Below are 22022 nucleotides of genomic sequence, written 5' to 3'. Positions count from 1 at the left end.
TCCCCCCCTTTCCCCCGTAGGGCGTATGCGGTATTAGCTGACCTTTCGGCCAGTTATCCCCCGCTACTGGGCACGTTCCGATACATTACTCACCCGTTCGCCACTCGCCGCCAAAGAAAGCAAGCTTTCTTCGCGCTGCCGTTCGACTTGCATGTGTAAAGCATCCCGCTAGCGTTCAATCTGAGCCAGGATCAAACTCTTCAGTTCAATTCCTGTAATCGTAGTTTCTTATCCCCGAAGGGATGGAAAGCTACGTTCGCTATGCATCACTCAAAAGAAACGACAAAGTATGGTTTTAACCTTACTTCTTCATTTCTATCTATGTGAGCACTTGGTATAACATGTGTGCATTTCCGAACAGTGCGAGACTCGTGAGAATCATCGTACCGCCGGGCTGTGCTGCCTGTTATCAAGCGCCCACACTTATCGGCTGTTAAGTTTTTAAAGAACAAATCTGCGTAAAGCAGAGAAACGAGATTATGAAGAAGTTTTTATTTCCTGTCAAGTCGCTGCCAGGGAAATTTACAACCGGCGAACCGGCGAAACCTCTACCGCTGCAGCAATCTGACCGAAGATCTTCATCCTCTCGCCGAAGCCCGCCATTAAAACACATCCGCATTTCAATGTCAAACCTGACTGCCTTCGACCGAAGCCGAATCTTCGTCGCTCACATCCGCCATCAATCGGGCTTTTCACCTACAAATCAATGACTTCTGCCTGGCTGACCCCATCCTAAAAGGACAGGACTTCAGGGTTAACCCTGGGTGCCTGGCGGCGAAGAGACCGAACTATAGCACAGCTTTTTTACCGCGTGCAAGTTCAGGGCGAAAATCCCTTGGTGGTGATACAGTCCAATGAGCAATCCCCTTGTAAACAAGAACAAACAGGCTGCTCATCCATGCCCCTTAACGAAGACATACTGATCAACGTCACCCCTTTCGAAACCCGTGTGGCCCTGACTGCCCAGGGCGTGGCACAAGAGCTTCATATAGAACGCAGTATCCAGCGCGGACACGTGGGCAATCTCTATTTGGGTCGGGTCGCCCGGGTGCTGCCGGGGATGCAAAGCGCGTTCGTGGACATCGGCCAGGAAAGAGCCGCTTTCATCCACGTGGCCGACCTGCGGCAGAACCGCCATGCCCGCAGCAACGGGGAACATAATCTCCAGACCCCTATCGAGAAGCTGCTCTTCGAAGGTCAGCCGTTGCTGGTGCAGGTCATCAAGGACCCCATCGGCACCAAGGGCGCCCGCCTGTCGACGCACATCAGCATTGCCGGTCGCATGCTGGTCTACCTGCCGCATGAACCTCATATCGGCATTTCGCAGCGCATCGGCGACGAAACCGAGCGCGAGGCCCTGCGCCAGCGCATTCTGGCCTTGCGACCGACCGATGAACCCGGCGGCTTTATCGTGCGTACTCAGGCCGAGGGCGCCAGCGACGAGGAATTGGTCGCCGATATCCGCTATCTGCGAACGCTCTGGGACAATATCCAGGACCGGATCCGCAAGGTGCCGGCGCCTTCTCCCGTCTATATCGAACTGACCCTGGCCCAGCGGGTGCTACGCGATATGGCGACCCCGGACACCGGCAGCATTACCGTGGATTCCCGCAGCGTCACCCAGGAACTGATCGCCTGGGCTCAGCGCTACACACCGTCCGTCGTCGAGCGCATCCACCACTACAGCGGCAACCGCCCGCTGTTCGACACGGCCAATGTGGATGAGGAAATCGCGCGCGCCCTGTCGCGCCGGGTGGATCTGAAGTCCGGCGGCTATCTGATCATCGATCAGACCGAAGCGCTGACGACGGTGGACGTCAATACCGGCGGCTATGTGGGCGGGCGCAATTTCGACGACACGATCTTCAAGACCAACCTGGAAGCGGCCATCGCCATCGCCCGGCAACTGCGCCTGCGCAATCTGGGCGGCATCATCGTGCTGGATTTCATTGATATGGACGATGCCGGGCATCAGGCATCCGTGCTGGCCGAACTGCATAAGGCACTGGCGCCTGATCGCACACGCGTGACGGTCAGCGGCTTCAGCCAACTGGGCTTGGTGGAAATGACGCGCAAACGCACCAGGGATTCCCTGGCCCATCAGCTCTGCGAACCCTGCCCCACGTGCCAATCGCGGGGATCGGTGCGCACGGCGCGTACGCTGTGCTATGAAATTCTGCGGGAAATTCTGCGCGAAGCCCGTCAGTTCGACCCCAAAGAATTCCGCATTGTCGCGTCCCAGGCCGTGATCGATCTGTTCCTGGAAGAAGAAAGCCAGCACCTGGCGATGCTGGGCGATTTCGTCGGCAAGCCGATCTCGCTGGCGGTGGAAGCCGGCTATGGGCAGGAACAATACGACCTGGTGCTGCTATAAGCCGGCAGTCCCTTATTCCCCCAGGTTCATCTTGTTTTCCCAGCTGCTGTCTGCCTGACAGAGTTCCGGTTTCATCATGGCTGTGAGCATTTCATGCACACGTTCCATCTGGCCGGCATGGTAGCTGTACGCTGTGACATTGATGGTGCGGTTGTGCAGCAAGGTCAGGCTGAGCACGACGCTGCGGTCCCAGCCGGCATCCGGCGTGGGGCGATAGACCACACGGCCAAAGGATGTCTGGCCAGGCACCATTTCAAAGGTATAGGTTTGCCCGCAGACAGCCGCATGGCGGAACAGATTCTGCTGCACGCCGGGAAAATCAATGGGCAGGCGGCGGCGTTCCGTCACTTGGTTGCGCGGCGTTTCCAGCTCGTTGATGCTCAGGCCCTGCGGCTGGCTGGCGCAGCCCGACAACACGGCCAAAGTGGCCAGAAGGTAAATCGCTTTCATCAGATGCTCCCGCAAACAGATTCAAATCGCACTATCAATCAATAGGGGCCAGGCTAAGCGCCGACTGCTGGATCCGCCATGCCACCGGGGTCTCCGGGAGCAGCATCCTGAAACTGCAGGCGGTACAAAGAGGCATAGAGACCGTCCAGCGCCAGCAGGTCCGTGTGCGAGCCGGATTCTGCAATCCGCCCCTGGTCCAGCACGATGATGCAGTCCGCCTTTTGCACGGTGCTGAGCCGATGGGCGATCACCAGGGTGGTGCGCCCGGCCATCAGGCGTTCCAACGAGAGCTGAACCTGACGTTCCGCCTCGTTATCCAACGCGGAGGTCGCTTCGTCCAAGATCAGGATCGGAGCATCCTTGATCAGGGCCCTGGCGATGGCCAGACGCTGACGCTGGCCGCCGGACAAGGCATTGGCGTTGTTGCCCACCTGAGTATGGATGCCATCGGGCAGGCTCTCGACGAAGTCCCAGAGGCTGGCGGCTTCCAGGGCGGCGCGGATGCGGGCCTCGGGCAGATCCCCCTGTATGCCATAGGCGACGTTGTCGGCGACACTGCCCTCGAACAGAACGACGTCCTGGCTGACCAGGGACAGCTGCGAACGCAAAGCGCTCAAGCGAAATTCCCGGATGTCTACGCCATCGATCAGAATCTGCCCGCCACTGGATTCGATGAATCGCGGCAGCATATTGACCAGCGTGGTCTTGCCGCTGCCCGAGCGCCCCACCAGCGCGACCGTCTGGCCCGCTTGCACGGAAAAGGACACCCCATCCAGGGTATTGCGCACGGCATCCGGAAAACGATGCGTGACGGCCTGGAAATCCAGCCGGCCCTCAAAGCGCCCGGCAATGTCCCGAGTGCCCGTATCGACTTCCATCGGTTCGTCGATCAGGGCGAAAACGCTTTCCGCCGACACCAGCATGCGCTGGGCGGCGCCGGCGATGTTGGTCAGTCGCTTCAGGGGATCGAAAATCTGGCCCAGGGCGGCCATGAACGCAGCGAAACTGCCGACTGTCAGCCCCTGATGGTTGGCCTGGTACAGGGCCACCGCCACCACGATGGCTACCGACAGCGCCACGAAAAACTGCGAAATCGGCGACATGGCTGAATCGGCGCTGGCCGCCCGCATGGCGAAACGCCGCAAACGGGCATTGACATAGCCGAAGCGGTCGCGTTCACGACCGTAGCCGTCGAACAGTTTGACGACGCGCTGGCCGGCAATGCCTTCGGACACGACGCGGGTCAATTCCGCGTTCATATTGATGGTGTCGCGATTGATGCGGCGCAGGCGCCGAATGAAATAGCGCCCAGTCAACACGGACAGCGGCAGCATGATGAGCACGATCAGCGTCAGTTGCCAGGACATGTATAGCAAGACAGCCAGCAGGGCGACGACCGTCAGCGATTCGCGCACGATGACGCGAATGACTTCGGTCGACAAGCCGCTGACGTTACCCGCATCGATGGTGAAACGATTCAGCAAGCGCCCCCGATCGCGGGACCGGAAGGTTTCATCCGACATGCCCAGCAGGCGCTCGAACATGTCATGGCGCAAACCCAGCAGCATATTGTTGGCGACCCAGGACATCAGATACGTGCCCAGGAACGTAGTGATGCCGCGCACCAGCATGATGCCCACCACCGCCAGCGGAATCGACCACATATAGGATGGCTGGGCACCGGTGAAGCCCTCGTCCAGCAAGGGCTTCATGATCACGGCCAGCAAAGGCTGGGTCGCAGACGCGATGCTGAGCAGCAGCAAGGCCAGCAGTCCGACTTTCCAGTCCTTGCCCAGACGCACGTAAATCTGGCGCCACAGTTCCCGCCGTACGGGGCGGCTGTCAGTAGCCTGGTGGGGGTGGGGTTTCAAGCGAGACACTCTCTTATATACTGTCGTGAATCACGCATTTTAGCCCGCCAGTCATGGATTTCCGCAGCGGGCCGCCGGAGCCCTAGCGTTGACACCCGCTACCCGACCTGTCATTTATGTACGACTTCCCAACTGGGTGGGCGACGTCTGCATGAGCCTGCCCAGCCTGGATACCCTGCTGGACACGGAATTGCCGGTCGTCGTGTGCGCTCGCCCCTGGGCTCAGGATCTGCTGGCTGCCTACCCGCTGGCTGGTTTCGTGCCGATCCGGGGGCCATCCTGGCGGGCGGACCGGGCCGCCGTGCGCCGCCACCTGAAGCAATCCGCGCCGGCGCGGCCTCTGGGCTTGCTGCTGCCGGATTCATTGTCCAGCGCGCTGGCATTTCGTTTCGCAGGCGTCCCCTGCGCCGGCTACCGGGACGACGGTCGCAGCCTGATTCTGCGCTGGCCCTGCCGCAAACCCGCAGAACCACTGCACGCGGTGCAATCCTGGCACCACCTGACTCGCTACGCGCTGACGCGATGGCAATTGCCGGTGAGCTTGCCCGAACCCGCCGAGGAACTGCGCTGGCAAGCAGCGACAGCGCATGATGTCCAGGCAGCGCAAGCGCTGGCGCAAGCCGGACTGCATCGGGATACCTTCGTCCTGATCGCCCCCACCGCCACCGGCCTGCACAAGGGCCGGATCAAGACATGGACAGGCTTCGACAGCCTGACTCGATCCTTGCAGGCGCGCGGCATCGCCGTGGCGATGGCGCCCCCCGCTGCCGAACAGCGGGCGGCTCAGATAGCCGCGCCGACTGCGCAGCTGCTGCCCCCGCTGGGCCTTGGGGCGTTTGCCGCCCTGACCAGGCTGGCCCGTCTAGTCGTCTGCAACGATTCAGGGGTCTCGCATCTGGCGGCTGCCGCCCATGCTCAGCAGATCACCCTGTTTGGCGTCACCGACCCCCACCGCACCGGCCCCTGGTCGAATCAGGCGTTGCGCCTGGGACACCTGGACGCCTGGCCCAGCGCGCCCGACGTGCTGAATCAAGTGCTGGAACACCTGAATATCCCCCCTGCCGCATGAGTGTGTCCGAATTTCTGGCCAATCTGGTCATTCCCCTGAACCTTTCCGTCACCCTGCTGGTTCTGGCCGTTATCCTGTTCATCGTGCGCTGGCGCAAGACGGCTGCCGTCATCACGTTCAGCGCGCTGGCCTGGTCTCTGTTCTGGTCTCTGCCCACCACATCCCTCTGGGCCGGCGGTCTGCTGGAACAACGCTACCCGCACGCGTCGCCTGCCTCCCTGCCCGCCGCTCAGGCCATTGTGGTGCTGGGCGGCAATACCGCCAATGGCCGGCAGAACTGGTTTGAATCCTACGACCCGAAGAACACCATCCTGCGCACCGACACCGCCGCCCGTTTGTATGCGGCGGGGCGGGCGCCCTTGGTCATTGTGTCCGGAGCCGCCCTTGACGGCGGCGTCAGTGAAGCCCGCATGATGGCCTCGGCCCTGGAACAGAATGGCGTGCCATCCGCCGCCATCATCCAGGAAGACCACAGTCTGACGACGCATCAGAACGCACTCTACACCGCCAAAATGCTGCGACAACACAATATCCAGCGTTTTCTGCTGGTGACGTCCGCCCTGCATATGCCCAGGGCCATGGCCAGTTTCCAGAAGCAGGGCCTCATGCCCATCGCGGCGGCGTCTCCGGCACAGATCGTGGTACCCGAGGAACCGGATTTTTCATTCTGGTTGCCCGACCTGCGCACCCTGAACGCCAGTCGATCCATCGTCAAGGAATACCTGGGGCTGCTGGTGTACTGGCTGAGGGGCTGGGTATAGCTCAACGTCCAGGCAGGGATTGGCGTTCCTGCAAGACATCCGCATACAAAGCCAGATACTGCCGGGACACTTCGGGCCAGGCGTGCCGGGCCAATACACCCTGCATGCCGACGACCAGCCGCTCACGCAGCGCGGCATCCGAGATCAGCGTCCGAAGCATCTGCGCCAGTTCGTCCGCTTTTTCCGGATGGCTGAGCACCAGGGCTTCTTCGCCGGCCTTGACATACTGGGCAAATCCACACCAGGGGGCCGGGCTGAGGATCACCGGCAGGCCAAAGGACATGGCCTCGAGAGGCGCCATGCCAAAGCTGTCGTTCAGTGTGGGATGCACATAGATGTCCGCCGCCTGGTAATACGGCGCCACCTGAGAGGTTTCCGCAACCAGATGCACCCGCTGGCGTACGGCTTCCGGCGCCTGGGCCACATAATCCCGCGAAGCCGCATTGGCACCTACAACCATCAATAGCACGTCGTCAGGCAGTTGTTGCAGGGCCTGCAAAACGGTGGGCAGACCTTTACGCAGAGGATTCCGGGCCACCAACAAGCACAAGACACCGTGATCCGGCAGGCCCAGGGCCCGGCGGCTCTGACGGCGTTGTTCCGCAGAGACGGGCGGCGCTGCCGCAACGCCGGGCGCAATCACCGGGGCCTGCCCGACCCTGCCCCCATAGGCCTGGCCCAACTGATGAGCGATCAGATGGGACACCGCCACCACCCGGTGTGCCGGGCGCGGCGCCACACGTCGGGCTTCCAGACCCAAGTAGGCCCATACCCGCAGGCTGGTGTAGGAGAGCCCGCGCTTCATGGGACTCATGGCCTGCACCCGCCAGCGGTAACGCACCGGAGTGACGTGCACGACCTCGACATCTCCGCACCACCCGTTCATGTGAGAATGCACGATGTCGAAACCCTGGCGGGTCATCCGCGCCGCCTGCCGGGCGAACAGCCAGGACCGAATCCAGCCGGGCCAGCGGCGACTGATCCGGATCGGGTGGAAGGCCAGACGCAGATCGCATGCAGGATCGTATTCCCGCGCAAATACCGTGACATGATGCCCGGCGGCGACCAATTCCCGCATCAAGGCGACACCATAGGCTTCTGCGCCACCGAAGCGGCTGCCAAAGCGATCGACCACGAAGGCGATGGCCAGCCCTGCCGGGGGCTGCGCCGAAGCAAGCGACGGCAGTTCGTCGACCTCAGTGCTCACGAGGCCTCCTGGTCCCGTCGCTGACGCTTGCGGTCTTCCAGCGAGGTCAGGCATTTCTGCAGAAAACGCAGCAGCAAAGTAGAGCGCATGACCGCGATGCGCGGCAAAGCAAACAAATCGTCCGTGCGGCGCGCCAGGCCGCCAGCGGTTGTCGTGGCGCTGTCGTATCCCGCCTCGCGCACACAAGCCGCCAAAGCGGGCGTGAAATGCCCATAGGGGTAGCAAAAGGCCTTGACCTGCGCGCCTGCCATCTGTTCGAGCGCATCACGGGAATCACGGATCTCGTTCAGCGCCAATTCGGGAGACAGACGCGGCAACACGGGATGATTCAAGGTATGGGAACCGACCTCGTGCCCGGCTGCCGCCCAATCCTTAAGCCCCCGGGCATCCATCAGGGCGGAAGCCGGGACGCCTTCCGGGCGGTCCCAGACGTTGGACCCCCCTAATTGCCGGACGACGAAATAATTGGTGGCATGAAAGCCGCAGTCTTCCAAGATCGGCACGGCGTGGTCCAGCACATTCTGGTAGCCATCGTCGAAGGTCAGGCCAAAGACCTTGCCCTGTTTTTCGCCACGCAGATAGGGCATCAACTGCGCCATGGACAAGCCCCGGTAGCCCAGTCTGCGCAACCAGACCATCTGCCGCCGGAAATCCCCGGGATGCACGGTGAGTCCCCGGTAGGGAGTGCCCCTGGGATTGGGCTCGCCGATCTGGTGGTACATGAGAATGGGGATCATGGGCGGATTATATCGAGGCGGACCCGGATCGCGCACCGACACGCCGGTAGAAATCCATGGTCTGCCGAGCGCACTCCGACAAAGAAAACAGCGCCTGGGCGCGGCCTCTGGCAGAGGCGGCCATCGCTCCATCGAGCGGTCCTGCTAGCCGCGCCAGCAGCCAGCGACGCAGCGCATCGACGTCGCCGACAGGCACAACCCATCCGTCCACGCCGTCGCGCACCAGTTCGGGCAGTCCGCCTGCACTGGACACCAGAGTAGGCAAACCCATAGCCAGCGATTCACATACGGCATAGGACCCGGCTTCCTGAGAGGATAGTACAAAGCCCACATCACTGGCAGCCAGAATGCGGCGCGGATCCTCTACCAGCCCAGGGAATACCACATAGGGACCCATTCTCAAGGCATCCATTTCCTGTTTCAACGCGCCGCGCAGCGGATCTCCGGCTACCAGCACACGGAAACGCCCGCGCTGGGAGATGGGCAAGCGCGCGAGAGCCTGGACCAGCGTCAACCAGCCTTTGGCCCGATCCGTCCCGCCCACGCTGCCCAAGACGCACACGCCATCCGGCAGTTCACCCAGCAATTCGCGCCGCGCCTGAGCGCGGGCCTTATCTGACGGGGGGCAGAACCGCCCCGTATCGACACCCAGACGAATCATCTGGACCGGACGCGCTCTGTAGCCTGAATCCATCAACTGACGAGCGACATAGTCACAAACACCGATGGCGCCATCCGTCCCCGCCCATGCCCTCATCTGGTTGCCCAAGCTGCCCACTGGCATGGTGTTGTGCTTGGTCCAGACGATACGGGGCGAATGAGACAGTCCCCGCCGGGCCAGCATCAATTGACGGTGGTCAGAGGAACCATTCACATGAACGAGGTCGAAGCGCTCCTCTTGCAGCAGGACGCGAAGCGCCAGCACCTCGAGCAACATGGGCTTGACCCGCGTACTGAAAGAGGTATTCCAGACTTGGACGCCGGGAATCTGTTGGGCCTGTTGATACAGCCGGCTAGTGACGGGCGCCGCCACCGTGATCTGGTGCTCCCCCTGAAAGGCGCGCGCCAGACTGGCAATGTAGGTCGTATGCCCTCCCCCATTATGAGAATGGGCGTTGGTATAGAGGATCTTCATGTCTCGTCCACTCGTGATTCGGGCGGCTGCTTTCCCAGCCAGTACAGTTTGACGTAACGATAAAAGCTGCCCGTCGCCGCCATCCCTGCCAGCACCAGGCCTTGCCAGCCATCCAGGACGCCGCGCCGCAGCACGTAATGCCGAATGAACGTCCAGGCGGCATGCCCGAACGGCCCGAACACCCCGGTCCTGCGGCCCTTCCGGTAAGCCGCATAGGCTGCTTCGGTCGAATAGCGGTTGATCTTGTCGATGAAGACCTCCAAGCTGGCATAGGGATAATGCAGGAAATGACCGGACAAGGTCCCCGTCTTGCCCGACACCACGACATGCTCGTGAACGGGAGCATCGGAAAACCGCCCTGCATCACGACGAAACAGGCGCACGACATAATCGGGCCACCAGCCGCTATAGCGGATCCAGCGGCCACAGAAATTGGATAAGCGGGCCACGCGGTACGCTGGTGCGCCCGGCGCGGCCAGCGCCTGCGCAATCGATTCGGCCAGTTCGGGCGTCACGCGCTCGTCGGCATCGATGGACAGAACCCAGTCGCCAGTCGCCAGATCCAGGGCGCGATTCTTCTGCGGGCCGAATCCTGGCCAGTCAGTGCTGCTTTCGACCTGGGCGCCGCGCTGCCGGGCAATGTCGCAGGTGGCGTCCGTGCTGCCGGAATCCAGAACGATGATCTCGTCCGCGAAGGCGACCGAATCCAGGCAGGCGCCAATGTGCCGGGCTTCGTTTTTGGTGATGATGATGACGGACAGTTTCATGAGCCGGCCTGCGCTATCCCGCTGCCGCGTCGTCGTAGGGCCTTAGCCGGCATAGTGCAGCCCCCGCTTCCAACGTTTCCAGCCATTGAACATCGGCGCCAGCACCGGATTCGCTGCGACCTGAATCCGGCGCCCCAGGGAAGCGCCGCTGGTATCGCGCACGGCGAAACGGAAGATCGATGCCGGATCGGTCCCACGCCGATTGCGACCGAATGCCCGCGTCGTGTATAGATGCCGGAACCCGGATTCCTGGGCGATACGGACATAATCATCGTCGAAATAGCCCTGCGGCCAGCACAACTGGTCAGACACTTCGCCCAGATGCTGGCGCAGGCAATCCCGCGACTGCGCCAATTCCTGACGCATCCGCATATTTTTTGTCGCGCCGTCCAACAGGTCCCAACGGGTATGAGTATGCGTATGGCTATGGAATTCCACTACGCCCCTATCTTGCATCGCCCGGATTTCAGACCAGCGCAGGATGGCCTCGTCGGCCCGGCCTGCCTCGATACGCTGTTCGCAGTCCCGATGCTCCGGGGTATCGGGCAGAGGTTCTCCATCGCCCAACTGCGGTCGGACCGGGCCTTCGCCCACCCAGCCGGTCACGACGAACACCGTCGCCCGCATGCCGTAACGGCGCAACAAGGGTTCGGCATAGACCCAGTTGTCCAGATAACCGTCGTCGAACGTGATCAGCACAGACCGGCGCGGCGCCCCGCCCTGCTGCAAATGCCGGATGAAATCCGTCGTGCTCAGAGCCTGATAGCCGCGACGGGACAGCCAGCGCAACTGGTCTTCGAAGTGTTCGGGGGTCGCCGCAATCATGCCGCCTTCCGGGCGGACATGGTGGTACATCAAAACGGGCACAATGCGGTCGGCCATCAGATGAGTTCCTCTATCCATTGACGGTAACAGTGTTCGGTCCGCTCGCCCAGCGCGGCGCGCGTGAAACGACTTTCCTCCAGGCAATAATGGCGTCCCGCGCGGCCCATGCGCCGCCGCAGCTCGGGATCGGCGATCAGACGCCCCAGCGCCTGAGTCAAGGCGGGGATATCGAACAGCGGCACCAGCAAACCGCTGTCGCCCTCGCGCATCATCTCGGGCACCCCGCCCACGCGGGTGCCGACGACCGGCACGCCCGCAGCGCCCGCTTCGACAAAAGCCGTGCCCGATGCCTCGATATGCGTCGCCAGCGCGAAAATGTCGAAATCCGGCAGCAGCGCGGGCACGTCCGTGCGCGTGCCCAACAAATGGATATGGTCCTTCAGGCCGGCGGCGGCGACCTGCGCGCGCAAGCCGGCCAGCGCGGCATCCCCGCCCCCGACAATCACCAGATGCAGATCCGGATAGGCTTCGAACAAGGGCAGCATGGACTCGATCAGTTGCTCGTGACCCTTTTCCCGGCGCAGCACGCCGACGCTGCCCACAATCACCGCATCCGCGCCCAAGCCCAATTCCGCCCGCAGGATGGGAGCCGGCATCGGGTCGGGAAAATCCACGGCAGGCGGCACGACGGCCACATGTCCTGGCGCCACACCCCGGTCGATCAGATGCCGGCGCACAAATTCACTGGGTGCGATCACGCGTTTGGGGATGCCCGTATAGGCCAACAACGAGCCAACCGGCTTGGCCAGATGGCGGGTGCGGACAATAAGCGGTACGCCCGCCAGCCGGGCGGCGGCGCCGACCAGCAAGGTTTCACGGCGGCTGTGCGTATTGACGACATCAAATCGACCCTGCCGCAACAGGCGCGTCAGCCGGGGCAGGCCCTTCAGGTGATTCCAGGCGCCATCCATGCATAGAGTATCGACCTGGAAGCCGGCTTGCCGCAATTCCGTAGCCAGACGAGCATGAGGCTGACAGATCGCCTGAACATGATGACCCCGGTCCCGCAAGGCGCACAGCAGGCGGAAAATGTAGCGTTCCTGGCCTGCAAAGCCCGTGGCGGCCTCGGCATGAACGACGCGCAAGGGCCTCATGACACAGTACGCCGGTGACGAAGCTGAAACCACAGATTGTGCAGCAGCCGCCATACCGTATCGCGAGCATGGTAGAGTTCGCGCCGGATCTTGTCCTGCAGGGGCAATCGGGTTCCTTCGGAAGCGCCTGTAATATCCGACGGGGAGACATGATCCTGAGCCACGCATGCCGGTTGCAACACGATGTTTTCCACGCCATGTTCGTAGAACCGGAAGACGGTGTCATCCAGCGGGTAGACCCAGGCTTGGCAGTGCTTCAACAAAGCCAATGCCCCCGCCGGATCCAGTAGATAGGCAACCGAGCAGGTGTGCTTCTTGAGCTTGCGACTCAGGGTAAAAGGGCCGATCCTGCCTACGTTCATAGAGGGATCGCGGCCAGGCAGGTCATATTCATGCAGCCAGATAAAAGGCCAGGCTTGCAGCAAGGCCTGCGCATGATCCAGCATATCGGGAAAGTTATCCTTCAGGATCGCATCGTCCTCGACCACGATCATCGGTTTGCCGGAATCGGCGCATTCCTGCCACAACAGATAGTGGCTGGCGAAACAACCCAATTGGGACGGCTGCAAATCGCGGCCCCGGCCCTTTACACGCGCCCTGGCCTGGGGATCGTAATGCGCGAACAGCGGATGGTCGGGCTGCTGCTTGCCGTTGACGGCATCCAGAAAGCTGTAGCCCGAGACCCCCAGCCTGTCGAACTGCGCGGCAATCTGCTGGCGCCGGTCTGGGCGGGACGCCAGGCTGATGATGCGAATGGGGATGGTATTCATCCGTAGTGGACCTCGACCTGATCATAGGACAGCCACTGCCGGGCGCCGGCGATGAGCGCATCGTCCATGCGCACTCGCCAGTCATCGCCCAAGCGCAGCAGGCAGGAAAAATCGGGGCGGCTGAGCCGCAATTCGACCGGCACGCCGGATTCGGTGGAACGCCAGGGTCCCAGCAGTTCTTGCAGACGAGCGGTGTCCAGAGCGGCGGGGACCGACAGACGCAGGCTGCGGGCGCGGGTTTCGCGGATGCGCTGCAAATCGTACAGCTCGTCGGCGGACACCCGCAGGCCGCCGGAATATTCGTCGTGGCTGACCCGGCCCTGGATGACCAGAGGACGGTCCTCCTTCAGACTGTTCCGGTATTGCTCGTACAGTTCGTTGAAGATCGCAATTTCGATCTGGGCCGTGCCGTCGTCCAGCAAGGCATACAGCATCTTGCCGCGCCGAGTCATGCGCGGGCGCACGGCGGCCAGCACGCCGGCCAGCCACTGGGGGCCGCGCGCCGGCGCCAGACGGGCCAGCGGCGTGGGCGCCACCCGCCGGATCTCGTCGCGCCAGGCATCGAACAGATGGCCGCTGAAATAGAAGCCCAGCGCGGTTTTTTCCTCGGTCAGAAAGGTCTGCAGATCCCAGGGGGTGACGCGCGTCAGCTCGCCCGCCACCAGCTGATCGGATTCGTCTGCGAACAGCGCCCCCTGATTGGCGTTGCGTTCTGCCTGCTCGGCGGCCTCGATGGCGCTGCTCAGGGTTTCCAGCAAAGCCGCCCGATTACCTTCCAGCGTATCGAAAGCGCCGGCCCGGATCAGGGCCTCGATGGTGCGGCGGTTCACCGCATGGCGATCCACCCGCGCGCAGAAATCGAACAGGCTGACGAACGGGCCGCCCGCTTCCCGAGCGGCAAGAATGGATTCGACCGCCGACTGGCCGGTGCCTTTGACCCCGCCCAGGCCGTAGCGGATCGTGCGCGGCGGCTGGCCCTTGGCGGTCGCTTCGTCGGCCACCGGGGCAAAGCGATAACCGGAGGCGTTGACGTCAGGCGGCAGAACCGCCACGCCATTGGCGACGGCATCGCGCCAGAACACCTGGACCTTGTCGGTGTCGTCCATGTCCGACAGCATGGTGGCGGCCAGGAATTCCGCCGGATGGTAGCACTTCAACCAGGCGGTCTGGTAGGAAATCAGAGCGTAGGCGGCGGAGTGGCTCTTGTTGAAGCCATAGCCCGCGAACTTTTCCATCAGGTCGAACAGATGGGTCGCCAGATCGGCGTCATAGCCTTTTTTGACGGCGCCTTCCTGGAAGATCACCCGGTGCTTGGCCATTTCCTCGGGCTTTTTCTTGCCCATGGCGCGACGCAGCAGATCGGCGCCGCCCAGGGAATAGCCGCCGATGATCTGCGAGATCAGCATCACCTGTTCCTGGTAGACGATGACGCCATAGGTGCTTTTCAGCACCGGTTCCAGGTCGGGATGAAAATAATCGACGTCGGCGCGGCCGTGTTTGCGATTGACGAAATCGACCACCATGCCCGATTCCAGCGGACCGGGGCGAAACAACGCCAGCAAGGCGATCACGTCTTCGAAGGTATTGGGCTGCATGCTTTTCAGCAGCTCTTTCATCCCTCGCGATTCCAGCTGAAACACGGCGGTGGTATTGGCCGAGGACAGCAAGGCATAGGTTTGCGGATCATCGAGCGGCAGACTCATGATGTCGAAATCGCGCATGCCCGGATTGAATTCCTGCACATAGCGCACCGCCCAGTCCAGGATGGTCAGGTTACGCAGGCCCAGAAAGTCGAATTTGACCAGACCGACGTCTTCTACGTCGCCCTTGTCGTACTGCGACACCACGCTGGATTCGCTGCCTGGCTGGCAGTACAGCGGCGTGTAATCGGTCAGTTTCCCCCGGGCGATGATCACCCCGCCCGCGTGCATGCCGATATTGCGCGTCAGGCCTTCGAGGGGCCGGGCCAGATCGATCAGAGCGTGGATTTCCTCGTCCGTGTCGTAGCGTTCGCGAAAAGCCGGCTCATTTTCCAGGGTACGATCCAGCGTCCAGGGATCGGCTGGATTGAAGGGAATCATCTTCGACAGGTTGTCGCAAACGCTGTAGGGCATCTCCAGCACCCGCCCGACGTCGCGCACCACGGCCTTGGCGCCCAGGGTGCCAAAGGTCGCAATCTGGCTGACGGCGTCGCGTCCGTATTTTTCCTTGACGTATTCGATGACGCGTTCGCGGTTGTCCTGGCAGAAATCCACGTCGAAGTCGGGCATCGACACGCGTTCCGGATTCAGGAAGCGCTCGAACAGCAAGTCATAGCGCAAGGGGTCCAGGTCCGTGATGCCCAGGCTGTAGGCGACCAACGATCCGGCCCCCGACCCTCGGCCAGGGCCGACCGGCACGCCGTGGCTTTTCCCCCAGTTGATGAAGTCCTGCACAATCAGGAAGTAGCCGGGAAAGCCCATATCGACAATGGTCTTGCATTCCCAGTCCAGGCGATCCTGATAAGCGGGCATCTGGCGGGCGCGTTCCTCGGCGTCCGGATACAACTGCAGCATGCGGCGCTGCAGGCCCTGATTGGACAGCTGCACCATATAGTCGTCCAGCGACACGCCATCGGGCGTCGGGAACAGCGGCAATTCGGGATGGCCCAGCGTCAGGGTCAGATTGCAGCGCCGGGCGATCTGCACGGTATTGGCCAGCGCCGAAGGCACATCGGCGAAACGCCGCGCCATGTCCTCGCTATCCGGCATGTACTGATCGGCCGTGAAGCGCTTGGGCCGACGGGGATTGCCCAGCAGCTCGCCATCGGCGATACAGACCCGCGCCTCGTGGGCGCGGAAATCTTCGGGGCTGATGAACTGAATGGGATGGGTCGCCACCACCGGCAGGCCGCACGCAGCCGCGACCTGCAGGGCCGCTTGAACATAGGCTTCGTCGCCGTCGAACCCGGCGCGCTGCAGCTCGATGAAATAGCTGCCGGGGAAATCCGCCGCCCATTGGCGCGCAAGGCGCTGCGCCTCGTCCATGCGTCCGGCTTCCAGCGCATGCCCGACGTCGCCCGCCCGCCCGCCGGACAGCGCGATCAGGCCGCTTTTGCCGGACAACCATTCGCGGCGCAGTTCAGCCCGGCCCCGCTGGCTGTTTTCCGTCCAGGCGCGGCTGAGCAGTTCACATAGGTCCAGATAGGCCGCGTGATCCGTAGCCAATAGCAGCAGGCGAAACGGCTTGTTCTCTTCATCCGGGTTTTGCAGCCAGACGTCGCAGCCTGCAATGGGCTTGACGCCCGCCTTGCGCGCCGCCTTGTAGAACTTGATCCAGGCGAACAGATTGGCCAGATCCGTCAGGGCCATGGCGGGCTGGCCGAAGGCCTTGGCGCGTTTGACCAAATCGGGAATCCGGGCAATGCCATCCACGACGGAGAACTCGGAATGGCTGCGCAGGTGCACAAAGGCAGGAGAGGCTGGGGGCATCGTCATGCGAGGGATTGTACTGAACAGGAACGCTAACGCTGCAAGGCGGACCAGGCCTTTTGCAGGCGCTTGACCGAGACGGGAAACGGGGTGCGCAAAGTCTGCGCAAACAGGGCGACGCGCAATTCTTCCAGCTGCCAGCGGAAAGCGTCCAGCTGCGCATCCGGGGCGCCCTTCAGGGCCGCGCGCGCCCGCTGCCAAGGCGTGATGAGCGGGGCCATCTCCGTCATCAGGCGGGCATCCCGGGAGGGATCTTCACGCAGTTTATCGATCCGCATCTGCGCGGCTTTCAGATAGCGCGGCAGATGCTTCAATTGTTCGGCGGGCGTGTTGCGAATGAAATCCCTCCCGATCAGGGCGTCGAGCTGCTGGCGGATGTCCTGCTGCGCGGACGGCCAAGGTTTGGCCTGGGGCAGTTTCTTTTGCAAGGCGGCGCGTTCCTGCAGGATGGCCGCCGCCAGCCGGGAGAGTTCCTGCGCCAACAGATTCAGGCGCGCGCGCCCTTCTTCGCCGCGCCGGGCGAAAGATTCCGCGTCTTCCGGCCAGGGGTCCATCAGACAGGCCTGGCCGATGGCGGCATCAACCAACTGGTCGCGCAATTCCTGCTGCGTCCCGAGATCCATGTACCACATGGCCATGCGGGTCAGTTCCGGCAAATTCTTTTCCAGATAGCGGACCTGTTCGCGCAAGGCCAGTCGAAACAGACGGCGCAGGCCGTCGGCATGCACCCGACGGGCTTCCTGCGGATCGTCGAACACGTCCAGATCGCAGGATTCCCCCCGGTCCCGCAGCGCGGGATAGCCGATCAGCGATTGCCCGCCCCGCTGGATCTCCAGCAGTTCGGGCAAGGCGCCAAACGTCCAGGCGGTCAGACCTTCATGGTCCAGCACCTGAGCGGCGGCGAGATCCCGCGCCGCCACCTGCTGAAACGATGCCTGCGCCTGGCGACCATGCTCGGCCCGCAATTGATCCAGACTGCGCCCCCCCGACAACATGCGGCCATGCTCGTCGACGACCTTGAAATTCATGAACAGATGGGGCGGCAGCGTTTCCAGCTTGAAATCGGTCGCCTGGATGCGCACCTGGCGTTGATTCCAGACGTCCTGGATGATGGCGTCCGGCAGCCCCATGCCAGGATCGACGGCGCGTTCGAACCAACGTTCATGAAACCCCGCGGCATACTCGGGCAAAGGCACGCAATGGCGGCGCAGCTTCTGCGGCAGGGATTTCAGCAGCAACTGTACTTTTTCCTTGAGCATGCCGGGCACCAGCCATTCGCAGCGGGCGGCGTCGATCTGGTTCAGGGCGAACAAAGGCACCGTCAGCGTCATGCCGTCCCTGGGCGAACCCGGTTCAAAATGGTAATCCACAGCCAGATCGGCCCCGGCCCAATGCAAGCGGCGGGGAAAGACCTCGGTCGTGACGCCGGCGGCGTCGTGCTGCATCAGGTCGTCGCGATTCAGATTCAGGCGCTTGACCCCCTGAGCGTCCAGCGTGCCGACCCAAGCCTCCAGTGTCGCCGTCTGGCAGACGTCGGCGGGGATCTGCTGATCATAAAAGGCGTAGATCAGGGCATCGTCGACCAGGATGTCCGGTCTGCGGCTTTGATGTTCCAGCCGCTCGATGGAAGCGATCAGCTTGCGGTTGTGGGCGATAAAGGGCAGCTTGCTGTCGATGTCACCCGGCACCAGCGCATCGCGGATGAAGATTTCCCTGGCCGCCTCGGGATCGACGCGACCATAGTGCACACGGCGCCCCGTATACACCGGCAGGCCATGCACGGTACCCCGTTCATTGGCCACCACCTGACCCGCTTTTTTTTCCCAACGCGGGTCGGACCAGGCACGTTTCACCAGATGGGCGCCCGCCCGTTCCACCCACGCAGGCTCGATCTGGGCCACGCAGCGGGCATAGAGACGCGTCGTTTCGACCAGTTCCGCCGCCAGCACCCAGCGGCCCGCCTTTTTCTGCAAAGGAGACCCCGGATGAATCGCAAAACGGATATCCCGCGCGCCCTGGTACAGGCTGGCATCGTCGGCTTTCATACCGATGTTGCCCAGCAGGCCGGCCAGCAGAGCCATGTGGATCTGTTCCCGCGTGGCCGGTGTCTGGTTCAGCCGCCACCCTTGTTCCCGCGCCAGGGTCAGCAACTGCACATGGGTATCGTGCCACTCGCGCAGACGCACCGGCGACAGGAATTTTGCCCGGATCTGATCCACCAGTTTGCGCTGCGAGGCCTTATGGGCGACCTGCTCGCCATACCATTCCCACAGTTTCAACCAGGATAGAAATTCGGATTGTTTGTCGCGAAACTGGGCATGCGCGTTATCGGCGGCCTCGCGGGCCTGCATGGGCCGGTCGCGCGGGTCCTGAATGGACAGGGCCGAGGCGATGACCAGGATTTCCGTCAGGCATTGCTGCTCGTGCGCGGCAAAGATCATCCGGGCCACGCGAGGATCCACCGGCAGTTTGGCCAGGACGCGTCCCACCGGGGTCAGGCGGTTTTGCTCGTCCAGCGCCCCCAGTTCCTGCAAGAGCTGATAGCCGTCGGCGATCGCCCGGCCCGTGGGCGGTTCCACGAAAGGAAAGGCTTCGACATCATCCAGGCGCAGCGCCTTCATGCGCAGAATGACGGCGGCCAGCGAGGAACGCAGGATTTCCGGATCCGTGAAGGCGGGCCGCTGTTTGAAGTCCTGTTCGGCATAGAGCCGGATGCAGACCCCCGGCCCCAAGCGCCCGCAGCGCCCCGCCCGTTGGTTGGCCGAGGCCTGGCTGATGGGTTCGATACGCAGCTGTTCGACCTTGCTGCGCCAGGAATAACGCTTGATGCGGGCCAGACCGCTGTCCACGACGTAGCGGATACCGGGCACCGTCAGCGAGGTTTCCGCCACATTGGTGGCCAGCACGATACGCCGGACATTGCTGCGCGGATGAAAGATCTGTTCCTGTTCGGCCCGCGATAGGCGGGCGTACAGCGGCAGCACCAGGGCGCCGGCGGGATGGCGCTTGCGCAGCGCTTCGGCGCACTCGCGGATTTCGCGCTCGCCGGGCAGGAACACCAGCACGTCGCCCGGTCCGTGGCGGGCGCATTCGTCCACCCCATCGGCTACGGCATCGACCAGATCGCGCTCCTCGTCGCCCCGACCCGGTGCCTGGGGTTCGTCGGCGGGCGCATCCGGCTGAACCGGGCGGTATCGCAGTTCGACGGGAAACAGGCGACCGGACACCTGGATGACCGGCGCCGGCCCGCTGCCCGAGGCAAAGTGCTGCGCAAAGCGGTCCGCATCGATGGTGGCCGAGGTGATGATCAGCTTCAAATCCCGGCGACGGGTCAGCAGGCGCTTCAGAAAGCCCAGCAGAAAGTCGATATTCAGGCTGCGTTCGTGCGCCTCGTCGATGATCAGGGTGTCATAACGGCGCAACAGCGGATCGCGCTGGGTTTCCGCCAGCAAGATACCATCGGTCATCAGCTTGATCGCCGTCGCCGGCCCGGCGCGCTCGCCAAAGCGGATCTGATAGCCGACCCAATCCCCCAGTTCGGTGTGCAGTTCCTCGGCCACCCGCTGCGCCACGGACGTCGCCGCCAACCGGCGCGGCTGGGTATGTCCTATCATGCCCTGACGGCCTCGGCCCAATTCCAGACAGATTTTAGGCAGCTGCGTGGTCTTTCCCGAGCCGGTCTCGCCACAGACGATGACGACCTGATGGTCGGTGATCGCCTTGGCGATCTCCTGGCGACAGGCGCTGACCGGCAGGTCTTCGGGGTAGACGATGGCGGGCAGCGGCCGATCCCCGGCGCCGGCAGGCGTGGTCTGTGGCGGGCGCCGCCGTGGGCCAGGCGGCGGTGCATCCGGCGCGCGCCCGGCCTCTGGCGAGGCGTCTCGACGCCCGCCGCGACGGACGGAACGGGATGGCGATGCAGCGGCTGACGTTGGTTTTTGTGGCAAAACGAAGAGTTCCGGGGATGAAGTCTGCCCACACACTGAAATCGGGGGCCAATCCCTCATTATAATTTCGAGGTTCCTCCCTAGCGATGTCTCCGTCACCTGCCATGAGTTCACCCGAAATCGATACCTATTCCGCCCAGGACGCCCCAGAATTCGCTCCCGCGCAGTTTGTGCGATGGTTTCGCGAGGTGGCCCCCTACGTGCACGATTTTCGCGGCAAGACTTTCGTCGTGGCGCTGGGCGGCGAGCTGATCGAAGACGGCGGCCTGGAAGCCCTGGTGGCCGACCTGTCGCTGTTGTCCGCTCTGGGCATCAAGCTGGTCCTGGTCCATGGATCGCGCCCGCAGGTCAACGAGCAATTGCGTCTGAAAGGCTACACGATGCAGTTTGGCCGAGGCACGGAACCGACCAGCCCGGAAGCCCTGGAATGCGCCAAAGAAGCCGCCGGCGAAATCCGCCTGGACATCGAGGCCGCCTTCAGCCAGGGTCTGCCCAACACGCCGATGTCGCACGCCAAGATCCGCGTGATCTCGGGTAATTTCGTCACCGCCCGGCCAGTGGGCGTGATCGACGGCGTGGACTACAAGCGAGCCGGCACCGTGCGCAAGCTGGACATCGATGCCATGCACAACGTCATCAGCCAAGGCGCCATCGTGCTGCTGTCGCCCCTGGGTTTTTCACCCACCGGCGAAGCCTTCAACCTGGCCATGGAAGACCTGGCGACCAATGCTGCCGTCGCTCTGCGGGCGGAAAAGCTGATCTTCCTGACGCAAAACCGCACCGTGACGGAAACCGATGGTTCGGTAGACACTGAATTGGCGCGCAAAGACGCCGACGAGCTGCTGGCTCAGAACGTGCTGGACGAAGACACCAGCGCCTTCCTGGGACACGCGTCGCTGGCGGTCAAACGCGGCGTGGCCCGGGCGCATCTGGTGCCCTACACACTGGACGGCAGCATCCTGCTGGAAATCTTCACCCACGACGGGGTGGGCACCATGGTGGTGGAAGACACCCTGGAAGACCTGCGCCCCGCCCTGGCCGACGACGTCGGCGCCATCGTGCAGCTGATCGAACCGCTGGAAGCCGATGGCACGCTGGTGCCGCGAGGCCGTGCCGTGATCGAGCGCGATGTGGAAAAATTCACGGTGCTGGAACACGACGGCGTGATCTACGGCTGCGTGTCCGTCATCCCCTACCCGAACGACGGCATGGCGGAAATGGCCTGTCTGATCGTGCACCCCGAATGGCAGGGCACGGGCGATGGGGAAAAACTGCTGCGCCACGCCGAAAGCACAGCCCGCAGCCAAGGCGCGCGGCGCCTGTTCGTCCTGACGACCCGCACCTCGCACTGGTTTCTGAAACGCGGTTTCGTGCAAGGCGGCGTGTCCGATCTGCCCCACGACAAGCGGGCGCACTACAACCATTCACGCAACAGCCTGGTGTTCATCAAGCGGCTGTGATGATTCAACTACACGCCCACAGGAA

General features: G+C 62.9%; 15 protein-coding genes and 1 rRNA gene. 4 read left to right on the top strand and 12 right to left on the bottom strand.

Annotation, left to right across the window (positions count from 1 at the left end):
- Nucleotides 1-207 (bottom strand): 16S ribosomal RNA (locus WBF69_RS05875); the annotation flags it as partial.
- 691 nt (nt 208-898) lie between these two features.
- Here WBF69_RS05875 and rng point away from each other — a divergent pair.
- Nucleotides 899-2374 (top strand): ribonuclease G, encoded by a 1476-nt coding sequence (gene rng / locus WBF69_RS05870; protein ID WP_424262164.1) that lies wholly within the window; start codon nt 899-901, stop codon nt 2372-2374.
- Between the two features lie 12 nt (nt 2375-2386).
- Here rng and WBF69_RS05865 read toward each other — a convergent pair whose 3' ends face one another.
- Together WBF69_RS05865 and msbA are read right to left on the bottom strand one after the other, a co-directional pair.
- Nucleotides 2387-2824, bottom strand: coding sequence for a hypothetical protein (locus WBF69_RS05865; protein WP_424262162.1), 438 nt, complete (start codon nt 2822-2824; stop codon nt 2387-2389).
- 53 nt (nt 2825-2877) lie between these two features.
- Nucleotides 2878-4695: a lipid A export permease/ATP-binding protein MsbA gene (gene msbA / locus WBF69_RS05860; protein ID WP_424262160.1), complete on the bottom strand. Its 1818-nt coding sequence runs from the start codon at nt 4693-4695 to the stop codon at nt 2878-2880.
- 151 nt (nt 4696-4846) lie between these two features.
- On the opposite strand from msbA, the gene WBF69_RS05855 reads away from it, so the two are divergent.
- Nucleotides 4847-5764 (top strand): glycosyltransferase family 9 protein, encoded by a 918-nt coding sequence (locus tag WBF69_RS05855; RefSeq protein ID WP_424262158.1) that lies wholly within the window; start codon nt 4847-4849, stop codon nt 5762-5764.
- On the top strand, nt 5761-6525 hold the full coding sequence (locus WBF69_RS05850) for a YdcF family protein (RefSeq protein ID WP_424262156.1): 765 nt from the start codon (nt 5761-5763) through the stop codon (nt 6523-6525). Before WBF69_RS05855 ends, WBF69_RS05850 begins: the two co-directional genes overlap by 4 nt.
- A 1-nt stretch (nt 6526) precedes the next feature.
- Here the strand turns inward: WBF69_RS05850 and WBF69_RS05845 are convergent, their stop codons facing one another.
- Genes WBF69_RS05845 through hrpA form a run of 9 tightly spaced genes read right to left on the bottom strand, consistent with a single transcriptional unit; the run spans nt 6527 to nt 20597 of the window.
- Nucleotides 6527-7675 carry a glycosyltransferase family 4 protein gene (locus WBF69_RS05845; RefSeq protein WP_424262178.1) on the bottom strand — a complete coding sequence of 383 codons (1149 nt, stop codon included), beginning with the start codon at nt 7673-7675 and terminating at the stop codon, nt 6527-6529.
- A 53-nt stretch (nt 7676-7728) separates the two neighbouring features.
- Complete coding sequence (locus WBF69_RS05840; RefSeq protein WP_424262154.1) at nt 7729-8469, bottom strand: polysaccharide deacetylase family protein; 741 nt, start codon at nt 8467-8469, stop codon at nt 7729-7731.
- Between the two features lie 7 nt (nt 8470-8476).
- Nucleotides 8477-9604, bottom strand: a complete 1128-nt coding sequence (locus WBF69_RS05835; protein WP_424262152.1) for a glycosyltransferase family 4 protein — start codon at nt 9602-9604, stop codon at nt 8477-8479.
- On the bottom strand, nt 9601-10371 hold the full coding sequence (locus tag WBF69_RS05830; protein WP_424262150.1) for a glycosyltransferase family 2 protein: 771 nt from the start codon (nt 10369-10371) through the stop codon (nt 9601-9603). The genes WBF69_RS05835 and WBF69_RS05830 overlap by 4 nt, the downstream gene beginning before the upstream one ends.
- Nucleotides 10372-10413: 42 nt before the next feature.
- On the bottom strand, nt 10414-11253 hold the full coding sequence (locus WBF69_RS05825; protein WP_424262148.1) for a polysaccharide deacetylase family protein: 840 nt from the start codon (nt 11251-11253) through the stop codon (nt 10414-10416).
- Nucleotides 11253-12350 (bottom strand): glycosyltransferase family 4 protein, encoded by a 1098-nt coding sequence (locus WBF69_RS05820; protein WP_424262146.1) that lies wholly within the window; start codon nt 12348-12350, stop codon nt 11253-11255. Before WBF69_RS05820 ends, WBF69_RS05825 begins: the two co-directional genes overlap by 1 nt.
- Entirely contained in the window at nt 12347-13120 is a 774-nt protein-coding gene (locus tag WBF69_RS05815; protein WP_424262144.1) for a glycosyltransferase family 25 protein, read from the bottom strand. Before WBF69_RS05815 ends, WBF69_RS05820 begins: the two co-directional genes overlap by 4 nt.
- Nucleotides 13117-16596, bottom strand: a complete 3480-nt coding sequence (dnaE, locus tag WBF69_RS05810; protein ID WP_424262142.1) for a DNA polymerase III subunit alpha — start codon at nt 16594-16596, stop codon at nt 13117-13119. The genes WBF69_RS05815 and dnaE overlap by 4 nt, the downstream gene beginning before the upstream one ends.
- 26 nt (nt 16597-16622) lie before the next feature.
- On the bottom strand, nt 16623-20597 hold the full coding sequence (gene hrpA, locus WBF69_RS05805; RefSeq protein ID WP_424262140.1) for an ATP-dependent RNA helicase HrpA: 3975 nt from the start codon (nt 20595-20597) through the stop codon (nt 16623-16625).
- Between the two features lie 44 nt (nt 20598-20641).
- Here hrpA and argA point away from each other — a divergent pair, with 44 nt between their 5' ends.
- Nucleotides 20642-21997 (top strand): amino-acid N-acetyltransferase, encoded by a 1356-nt coding sequence (gene argA, locus WBF69_RS05800; protein WP_424262138.1) that lies wholly within the window; start codon nt 20642-20644, stop codon nt 21995-21997.
- The last annotated feature ends 25 nt before the right edge of the window (nt 21998-22022 follow it).

Source organism: Castellaniella sp. (assembly GCF_049673105.1).
Lineage (GTDB): Bacteria > Pseudomonadota > Gammaproteobacteria > Burkholderiales > Burkholderiaceae_B > Castellaniella.
The sequence above is the reverse complement of the archived record's forward strand: the minus strand, read 5'-3'. Positions and strand labels throughout refer to the sequence as shown.

Bases quoted from the DNA above. Each gene is read 5' to 3' on its own strand.
- rng (WP_424262164.1), top strand. From the start codon at position 899: ATGCCCCTTAACGAAGACATACTGATCAACGTCACCCCTTTCGAAACC.
- WBF69_RS05840 (WP_424262154.1), bottom strand. From the start codon at position 8,469: ATGATCCCCATTCTCATGTACCACCAGATCGGCGAGCCCAATCCCAGG.
- dnaE (WP_424262142.1), bottom strand. From the start codon at position 16,596: ATGACGATGCCCCCAGCCTCTCCTGCCTTTGTGCACCTGCGCAGCCAT.
- WBF69_RS05830 (WP_424262150.1), bottom strand. From the start codon at position 10,371: ATGAAACTGTCCGTCATCATCATCACCAAAAACGAAGCCCGGCACATT.
- WBF69_RS05835 (WP_424262152.1), bottom strand. From the start codon at position 9,604: ATGAAGATCCTCTATACCAACGCCCATTCTCATAATGGGGGAGGGCAT.
- WBF69_RS05825 (WP_424262148.1), bottom strand. From the start codon at position 11,253: ATGGCCGACCGCATTGTGCCCGTTTTGATGTACCACCATGTCCGCCCG.
- WBF69_RS05855 (WP_424262158.1), top strand. From the start codon at position 4,847: ATGAGCCTGCCCAGCCTGGATACCCTGCTGGACACGGAATTGCCGGTC.
- argA (WP_424262138.1), top strand. From the start codon at position 20,642: ATGAGTTCACCCGAAATCGATACCTATTCCGCCCAGGACGCCCCAGAA.
- WBF69_RS05820 (WP_424262146.1), bottom strand. From the start codon at position 12,350: ATGAGGCCCTTGCGCGTCGTTCATGCCGAGGCCGCCACGGGCTTTGCA.
- WBF69_RS05850 (WP_424262156.1), top strand. From the start codon at position 5,761: ATGAGTGTGTCCGAATTTCTGGCCAATCTGGTCATTCCCCTGAACCTT.
- WBF69_RS05865 (WP_424262162.1), bottom strand. From the start codon at position 2,824: ATGAAAGCGATTTACCTTCTGGCCACTTTGGCCGTGTTGTCGGGCTGC.
- hrpA (WP_424262140.1), bottom strand. From the start codon at position 20,597: ATGAGGGATTGGCCCCCGATTTCAGTGTGTGGGCAGACTTCATCCCCG.
- WBF69_RS05815 (WP_424262144.1), bottom strand. From the start codon at position 13,120: ATGAATACCATCCCCATTCGCATCATCAGCCTGGCGTCCCGCCCAGAC.